The following is a 7,544-nucleotide window of genomic DNA, read 5'->3' on the forward strand; positions in this document are numbered from 1 at the left end:
AAGAATTGCTAGAGTATTTTGTCTATAGAAGAGGGCATCTCCCTACGTTCTTCGATGACCAAATTCAAGCGGATGGTTTTGAACGAGACATGATAAATGGGATGAACACATTTCCGGCTTCATATTTCCAAGCTGACGTGCCTTTGTTGGAACGTGAAACATTAGAGGGTCATGCGGTTCGAGTCGTCTATAGTCATTGAACAAGCTTTACCAGAAGAGTTACGCGACCGTATTCCAGTCGTAAAAATTGGCGGACCTATTATTGCGAAAGAATTAGCACATAGTATGTATACTGAAGCTGTATTTGCTTCGAAAAATGATCGAGCTACCAAGATTGCCAAGAAGGCCTTTGACTCACCGACATTTAAAGGTAATATTACTTCTGATATTGATGGTGTTGATTTATGTGCCGCTTTCAAGAATTCTTATGCGATCGGCATGGGCATTATGAGCGGTGTTGAAGTGGATACGAACAATTCTAAAGCTGCTCTAATGGCTCGTGGAACGGTTGAAATGTCTGTTATTGTTGAAGCTTATGGTGGCTGTTTACGAACCGCATCAGGTATTGCCGGAATTGGTGATTATTATGTGACCTCGCAAGGTGGTCGCAATGGAATTTTCGGTAAATATATTGGTGAAGGTTTATCACATGAAGAAGCCTTTGAAAAGATGGGCACACGAACCATTGAAGGCTTAGCTGCTACGAGAAACGGTTATCGTTTATTAGAAAAATTGGAACATGATGGTCGTATTGAAATTGCGAAGGATGTGCCATTTTTCAATGAAATTTATCAGATTTTGTTTGAAGGAAAGAATGCTAAAGAAGCTATGCGAAACTATTGGAGCCAATAATTATCAGCTTATAACCTTATTCTCATCAGTGTGAGTAAGGTTTTTTTGTAGTATAAGGTTTTATAAGTTTTATGTTGATTTATCAAGCTCTGTACTTCGCTCAGCTTATTGTTTATCCAAGGCGGTGGTCGCTTTCAAAGCCTCACTGATGTTCGTACTTTTCCAGCTCAATCGGCTAGGCTCTGATTAATTCGCTATGCTCAAAGTCAGAGCAAGCTACGCCGATTGCCCTTTATACCGCTTTAGAAAACAAGTCGCTGAGCTATACTTAGTACTTCAATAAAAGTAACACTGAGTTATCATGTTAAGACTGCTAAGCAGAATTTAAGTCATCGGACTCATCCGAGGTTTTCTGACCCATAAAAGGTTTACAAGTAATTTCTCAGTATAGTACAATAAACAACATCAAACTTACAAAATATTAAACAAAACGAGGAAACACATGCGAGTTGATCAAGTACTAGCCGAGCACGCATTCGGCTCTAAAAAAACGATAAAACGTCTTTTTCAAAGACGGGTAGTTGAAGTAGATGGCAAAGTTATATCTGAAGGTAGCTTTAATGTAGAACGTCAGTTGCATCGATTGACTGTCGAAGGAAAAACAGTCTCGATTCCAAAACATTACTATTTTTTATTCAATAAACCAGCCGGTGTAGTAACGGCTAGAAAAGATAACAAATGCCAAACCATTTTAGATTTATTGTCAAGTAAAGATAAACATGATGGTTTATATCCAGTTGGTAGATTGGACCGTGATACTGAGGGGTTGTTGCTTGTAACGGATAATGGTCAGTTGGGGTATCAATTATTGATTCCCAACAAAAAGGTTAGTAAAACATACCAGGCAATCGTAAACGAACGAGTGACAAAAGAAGATGTTATGGCTTTTTCAAAAGGAATTGAGTTTATCGGTGGCGAGGTTTGCCTTCCGGCTGAATTGAAAATTATTTCAACTTCAGAAAAAAGTAGTCTTGTTGAATTGACAATTCATGAAGGTAAGTTTCATCAAGTAAAGAAAATGTTTTTAGCTAGAGGTAAAAAAGTAACGTATTTAAAACGTGTTGCGATGGGACCACTTGAACTGGATGCAATACTTAAACCAGGTGATTATCGAGAATTGACATTGACGGAATTACAACAATTAAAGCCTTATTTCCGTGAAAAATAAGGTTTAATTATAGAATAAAGTATTACAATTTTTATGTAGATTTACCATGTTTTGTATCTCACTTAGCTTTCCAACAAAAGTATCACTGTATAATCAAATTAAAGGTTCTTAAAGCACTTAAAAGCCCCAAACTCATTCAGTTTTTTCTGATTAGATTGAATCAAATCTTTTTATAACTAACCTTGATAATTAAGCGATTTATCTTTTATAATAAGGATAAGAAATGATGGTTGCGTTTTCAAAAAAGGAAGGGTGTTTTAGATATGTCTACAGTTTACAGAAATATCTTATTACCGGTTGATGGGTCACAACAGTCAATTGACGCCTTTAAAAGCGGGATACTCTTAGCAAAGAAGTTAGAAAGCAATGTCTATTTGGTTTTAGTTCTTGATGAAAACTCTGATGAAATCGTGGTGAACAAAAGAGAGGCTTTTCTGGGGTCTTTAGCAGATTTTGCAAGTAAAGAAGGCGTTAAACTGCACAAAGAAATAATATACGGTGAGCCACGTAGTCAGATAGCCCATGACTTAATTGATCGCTGGTCGATTAACTTGATTGTCATGGGTGCAACTGGTAAAGGAAGAATTGCTAAAATGACAATTGGTTCGGTTACAGAATATGTCCTTCGTAATGCGAAATGTGCTGTCCTAATCAGTCGTTAATTTAGTCTCTTTTATTAATAATCCCACCTAGAGATTACAGAAATAAAAATACAAATTAAATTTGTTAAAAAAAAGATTAATAAATTTGCTTGCAATTTTAAGTAAATAAACGTAGAATACTTTTTGACCAATCTTTAAACTCATCCGAGAGATGAGAAAGATAGTAGACAAATTTTAGCTGAATTAAGGATCACTATGCCTTCTTTTCACCTGTCGCTATCCAATGACAGGTCAGAAAGGAAGGTTTTTTGTTGTGGAAAAAAATAGTTTAGTGTTAGATAAAGTTGCTCAGGCCAATGTAACCGAAGTAGATACAGAGTTTGCTGAAACAAAGGTTACAGGAAATTATCAATCATTTTGGCAGTTAATGATGGTGTTAGTTGGTTTTACGTTCTTTTCACCGAGTATGCTTGCTGGAGGGCAGTTAGGCGTCAGTTTAACGGCTAAAAACTTTATAATTGCTATTTTGTTAGGGAATTTATTCTTAGCAGTTTATACTGGTGTTTTGGCTTATATCGGTCAAAGAACAGGGTTGAACTTGGAACTATTAAATCGTAAAGCCTTTGGAACTCGCGGTGCTGCTATTCCATCCTTATTAATGGGTGTGACTCAAACCGGTTGGTTTGGTGTTGGGATTGCAATGATTGCGATTCCCTTGTCCAAATTAATGGGAATCAATAGTTATGTATTAGTCATTATCTTTGGTGTAATGATGACGATTACAGCAATTAAAGGAATGGAAGCTCTTAAGATATTTAGTAGTTTTGCGGTGCCTTTAATATTGATCTTAGGTTTTTATTCAGTCTATTTAAGTGTTAATGAAGTGAATGGTTTAGGAAATGTATTCTCTGACACCCCGATGAACAGCTTAACAATAACACAGGCCTTAAGTATTGTAATTGGGAATTTCATCAGTGGTGGTACAACGACACCTAACTTCACTCGCTTCGGTAAAACTGCTCAACAAGCAATTTGGGCGACCGTGGTTGCTTTCTTTATCGGTAATATTGTGATGTTTGCATTCGGAGCAGTCGGAGCTAGTGTGTATGGTGTTGCGGATATCTTCGATGTTTTAGTGATTCAAAACCTGACATTTCTAGCGATTATCACGTTGACTTTAAATGTTTGGTCAACGAATAATAATGCTTTATATACATCAGGCATAGCAATCACGAGTTTGACAAGAGTTCCCTTAAAATTAAGCACAATTCTATCAGGAACTATCGGTACAATTTTTGCCATTGCGCTCTATGATCATTTTGTAAGCTATTTAAACATACTCGGTGTCATCATCCCTCCAGTAGGTATGGTTTTAATGATTGATTACTTTTTCAATAAACAAGCTTATCAAACGGACGTAAATATAAAATCATGGAATATGCCCGCATTAGTAGCTGTAGCAACTGGTGTGATTGTCAGTCTATTGCTTCCGGTAGGTATTTCCGCGGTAAACAGTTTAGTAGTATCAGGTTTAGTATATGGTGTGTTACAAGTGTTAAACAAGAGAGGAAATAATGAATGTTAATTACAAATGCTTATATTGAAAACTCAACAGAACTTACAAATATCCGTATAGAAAATGGTTTTTTTACGGAAATCGCTGCAAATTTAACACCTTTAGCTGGAGAAGAAGTTATCGATGCTGGAAGCAAACTAGTATTACCCCCATTTATTGAGCCGCATATTCATTTGGATTCTTGTTTAACGGCTGGAGAGCCTAAGTGGAACGAATCAGGTACTCTATTTGAAGGAATTGAAACGTGGGCTTTACGTAAACAGTCATTAACTGTTGAAGATATAAAAGAGCGAGTTAATCGTGTAATCCGTATGCAAGCAGCAAATGGCATTCAATTTGTTAGAACTCACGCAGATACGACTGACCCCAATCTGACAACTGTTAAAGCTTTATTAGAGTTAAGAGAGGACTTTAAAGACACGGTTGAAATTCAAGTAGTCGCTTTCCCTCAAGATGGTATCTTTAGCTCACCAAATGGAAAAGAGTTATTAGAAGAAGCAGTAAAAATGGGTGTAGATGTTGTTGGCGCAATCCCGCATTATGAATTTACACGTGAATATGCGGTTGAATCTTTACGCTTTGCAGTTGATTTAGCGGTTAAATATGATAAGTTAGTCGATGTGCATTGTGATGAAATTGACGATGAACAATCACGCGGATTAGAAGTTTTAGCAGCATTAGCTTTAGAAACAGGTTTAAAGAATAAAGTAACAGCTTCGCATACAACCGCAATGGGTAGCTATAACAATGCGTACGTGCTTAAACTGATGCGTCTCCTAAAACTTTCAGATATTAATTTTGTTGCGAATCCTCTAGTTAATATTCATTTACAAGGAAGAGCAGATACTTATCCAAAACGTCGTGGCTTAACGCGTGTTGAAGAATTAATGGACAATCATAATAACGTTGCCTTTGGGCATGATGATGTATTTGATCCTTGGTACCCATTAGGAGACGGTAACATGATGGAAGTCGTTCATATGGGCTTGCATGTTGCGCAAATGATGGGCTACCAACAAATCATGGATAGCTACAAATTTATTACACATAACGCTGCGCGCACGTTACACATCGAAGACCGTTACGGCATCGAAGTTGGCAAACCAGCAAACTTAATTATTCTAAATGAAACAAACTGGTACAACGCCTTAAACAAACGCAGTGAAGTTCTTTATTCAATTAATCGAGGAAATATCATCGCAAGTACTCAACCAAAAGTTAAAGAAGTATTCTTCTAACCAAATACGATTTAATAACATTTGGCCTCCCAATAAGTTTATAGAGAATCAAATGCTCTGTAAGCTTATGTGGAGGCTATTTATATGTCTAAAATATATATCAATGCATTTAACGTACGCATTAAATGCATGTAACACAAGTGATAGGCAGGTCGTTATGTGTCCAGTAGGGGATATAAAAAAGACTAACTCTTGAACAGAAAGTGGTCAATTAATATAATTCTGTATACTTTAAATTCTACTAGATTCTTGTTATAATAAACTTAACATAGAAAAGGGGAGGGAAGTCAGATGGAATCAACGAAAAACATCATTAAACAAGTTCGCAAAAAAAGACAGACAAACGTAGTGTATGAGAAAAAATTGATTTTAGAAGTTACTAAAGAGTTAGCTAAAAAATATGACTTCTCATCTGAAAATAAGCGACCTAGAACAGATGCCGAGAAAAAAATATTGGACATCTTAGATAAATGAAGACAACAAAAGATTACATCAATTTATTAGATAAAGTAAAATCCCTGCACAGATTGGAAAGAGCAATCGAAGTTGTAGGGATAATTTTTGATTTCTATCAACAAAAATGCAACGAAAAATTGAATTATACCGATGATTATTTTGTGGTTGTTGGTGGTTTAAGTTTGGAATTTTGGACAGATAGTGATTATATGACAAAAGATATTGATATCATTATTACTGAAAATCAAATAATGAATGAAGTACTGGGTTTATTAAAGTTTGTAAAAGTAGATGCGCGCCATTGGTATCATGAAGAACTTGATTTAGCAATTGAGTTTCCAACAGGTCCTTATGCTGGAAACTATGAGTCTGTCAAAAATTTTGAAACAGAGCTTGGCTTTACGTTTAGAGTAAACTCTGTAGAGGAGATTTTTATTGATCGAGTCAGAAGTATTTTGTATTTTAATACGGATGATGTTCCGTGGTTGATTCAATTAGCCATAAACTTTGAAATGGATATAGATTATTTAGTTAGTGCGTGTGAGACTTCAAAAGAAAAGGAATTTATCGCTGACTTTTTCAATAAGTTACAGAATATGCAGCAAGAAGATCTTCAGTCAAAAATAAATACTTATCGTGAATTGTATGTATCGATTTCAGCGGATGATTCTTCAATTGACTCACAAAAATATGAACATAGTGATTATTATCCAATACCACTTAGCAATGTGACCATATCGATACCGAATAACATTCATGATGAAGATAAAAAGGTTAGATTGCTAGGTAGTTTAATGGATGACGAAATTGAATTTCAAACAACAGCAAAGAACTATTATGAAAGTAAGGATTCGGACACTGGCTTTTACAGAGAAAATATTTATACTATCAATCATAACTTAGTGACGATCGAAGACTTTGAAAGATACTTAGGCATGTTCAGTTAAAAAGAGAGAAGAGAGCGAATTAAGTTATGAACTTTCGTAAACTTAATTCGCTAATTTAATTTACAAACTTGGGTTTACATAATATATAGTAGCTTTTTCACAAACTCAAGTTAGTTATATATGAGTTAAATAACATGATAGTTAATTGATATATGATTAGTATTTATATTACAGACCTACTAACCGAAAATGGTTAGTAGGTCTTTTTGTATTTCCCAAAAAATAAAAAGGACGTGTATTAATATGACGAATTGCAATAATTATTGCGACATTTTTTTCTTTACTCAATTAATGAAGTTTCGTGCATGAATTTTTCTAAAGGTGTTTGATAATTCAGACATTTTCTTGGTCGATTATTCATTAGCCATAAAGCCGTGAATAATTCAGTTTCACTCACTTTAGCTAAATCAGTTTTCTTCGGAAAGAATTCGCGCATTAAGCCATTCGAATTTTCGTTTGTCCCTCTTTGCCAAGCGCTGTAGGCATCCGCAAAGTAGAAATCAATGCCTAATGCCTCTACTTCTGGATAGCAAGCGAATTCTTTCCCGCGATCGGAAGTAAATGATTTTAAGGCGTGCTCAGGCAGATTACTTGTTAACTGCTCAATTGCATTGTGCATAGCGTCTTTAGTGCGGTTAGGTATCAGAAAAGCAAGGTATAAACGACTTTTACGCTCTGCGAAGGTCGCTAAACAACCTTTACTCC

At 35.5% G+C, this 7,544-nt stretch carries 9 protein-coding genes; 8 read left to right on the forward strand and 1 reads right to left on the reverse strand.

From position 1 onward, the window contains the following. Positions 1–5: 5 nt before the first annotated feature. The 8 genes from GF867_RS14100 (at position 6) to GF867_RS11140 (ending at position 6,839) form a co-directional block, all read left to right on the forward strand. Positions 6–200: a hypothetical protein gene (locus GF867_RS14100; protein WP_253940811.1), complete on the forward strand. Its 195-nt coding sequence runs from the start codon at positions 6–8 to the stop codon at positions 198–200. Next, positions 172–852 (forward strand): hypothetical protein, encoded by a 681-nt coding sequence (locus tag GF867_RS11110; protein ID WP_153833180.1) that lies wholly within the window; start codon positions 172–174, stop codon positions 850–852. Before GF867_RS14100 ends, GF867_RS11110 begins: the two co-directional genes overlap by 29 nt. 442 nt (positions 853–1,294) lie before the next feature. After that, positions 1,295–2,020: a 16S rRNA pseudouridine(516) synthase gene (locus GF867_RS11115; RefSeq protein ID WP_153833181.1), complete on the forward strand. Its 726-nt coding sequence runs from the start codon at positions 1,295–1,297 to the stop codon at positions 2,018–2,020. Between the two features lie 263 nt (positions 2,021–2,283). Further along, the gene (locus tag GF867_RS11120; protein ID WP_153833182.1) at positions 2,284–2,682 is read left to right on the forward strand and encodes a universal stress protein; all 399 of its coding nucleotides are present in this window, start codon (positions 2,284–2,286) and stop codon (positions 2,680–2,682) included. Between the two features lie 253 nt (positions 2,683–2,935). Further along, complete coding sequence (gene codB / locus GF867_RS11125) at positions 2,936–4,207, forward strand: cytosine permease (RefSeq protein ID WP_366927822.1); 1,272 nt, start codon at positions 2,936–2,938, stop codon at positions 4,205–4,207. Next, positions 4,201–5,436: a cytosine deaminase gene (gene codA, locus GF867_RS11130; protein WP_153833184.1), complete on the forward strand. Its 1,236-nt coding sequence runs from the start codon at positions 4,201–4,203 to the stop codon at positions 5,434–5,436. The genes codB and codA overlap by 7 nt, the downstream gene beginning before the upstream one ends. A gap of 291 nt (positions 5,437–5,727) precedes the next feature. Continuing rightward, complete coding sequence (locus tag GF867_RS11135) at positions 5,728–5,910, forward strand: hypothetical protein (RefSeq protein WP_153833185.1); 183 nt, start codon at positions 5,728–5,730, stop codon at positions 5,908–5,910. Next, on the forward strand, positions 5,907–6,839 hold the full coding sequence (locus tag GF867_RS11140; RefSeq protein ID WP_153833186.1) for a hypothetical protein: 933 nt from the start codon (positions 5,907–5,909) through the stop codon (positions 6,837–6,839). Before GF867_RS11135 ends, GF867_RS11140 begins: the two co-directional genes overlap by 4 nt. A gap of 280 nt (positions 6,840–7,119) precedes the next feature. Here GF867_RS11140 and GF867_RS11145 read toward each other — a convergent pair. Further along, on the reverse strand, positions 7,120–7,544 hold a 425-nt coding region (locus GF867_RS11145), incomplete at its 5' end, for an IS30 family transposase (protein WP_153833187.1).

The organism is Fundicoccus ignavus, from assembly GCF_009659375.1.
Classification (GTDB): domain Bacteria; phylum Bacillota; class Bacilli; order Lactobacillales; family Aerococcaceae; genus Fundicoccus; species Fundicoccus ignavus.

Bases quoted from the DNA above. Each gene is read 5' to 3' on its own strand.
- GF867_RS11110 (WP_153833180.1), top strand. From the start codon at position 172: ATGCGGTTCGAGTCGTCTATAGTCATTGAACAAGCTTTACCAGAAGAG.
- GF867_RS11115 (WP_153833181.1), top strand. From the start codon at position 1,295: ATGCGAGTTGATCAAGTACTAGCCGAGCACGCATTCGGCTCTAAAAAA.
- GF867_RS11120 (WP_153833182.1), top strand. From the start codon at position 2,284: ATGTCTACAGTTTACAGAAATATCTTATTACCGGTTGATGGGTCACAA.
- GF867_RS11135 (WP_153833185.1), top strand. From the start codon at position 5,728: ATGGAATCAACGAAAAACATCATTAAACAAGTTCGCAAAAAAAGACAG.
- GF867_RS11140 (WP_153833186.1), top strand. From the start codon at position 5,907: ATGAAGACAACAAAAGATTACATCAATTTATTAGATAAAGTAAAATCC.
- codA (WP_153833184.1), top strand. From the start codon at position 4,201: ATGTTAATTACAAATGCTTATATTGAAAACTCAACAGAACTTACAAAT.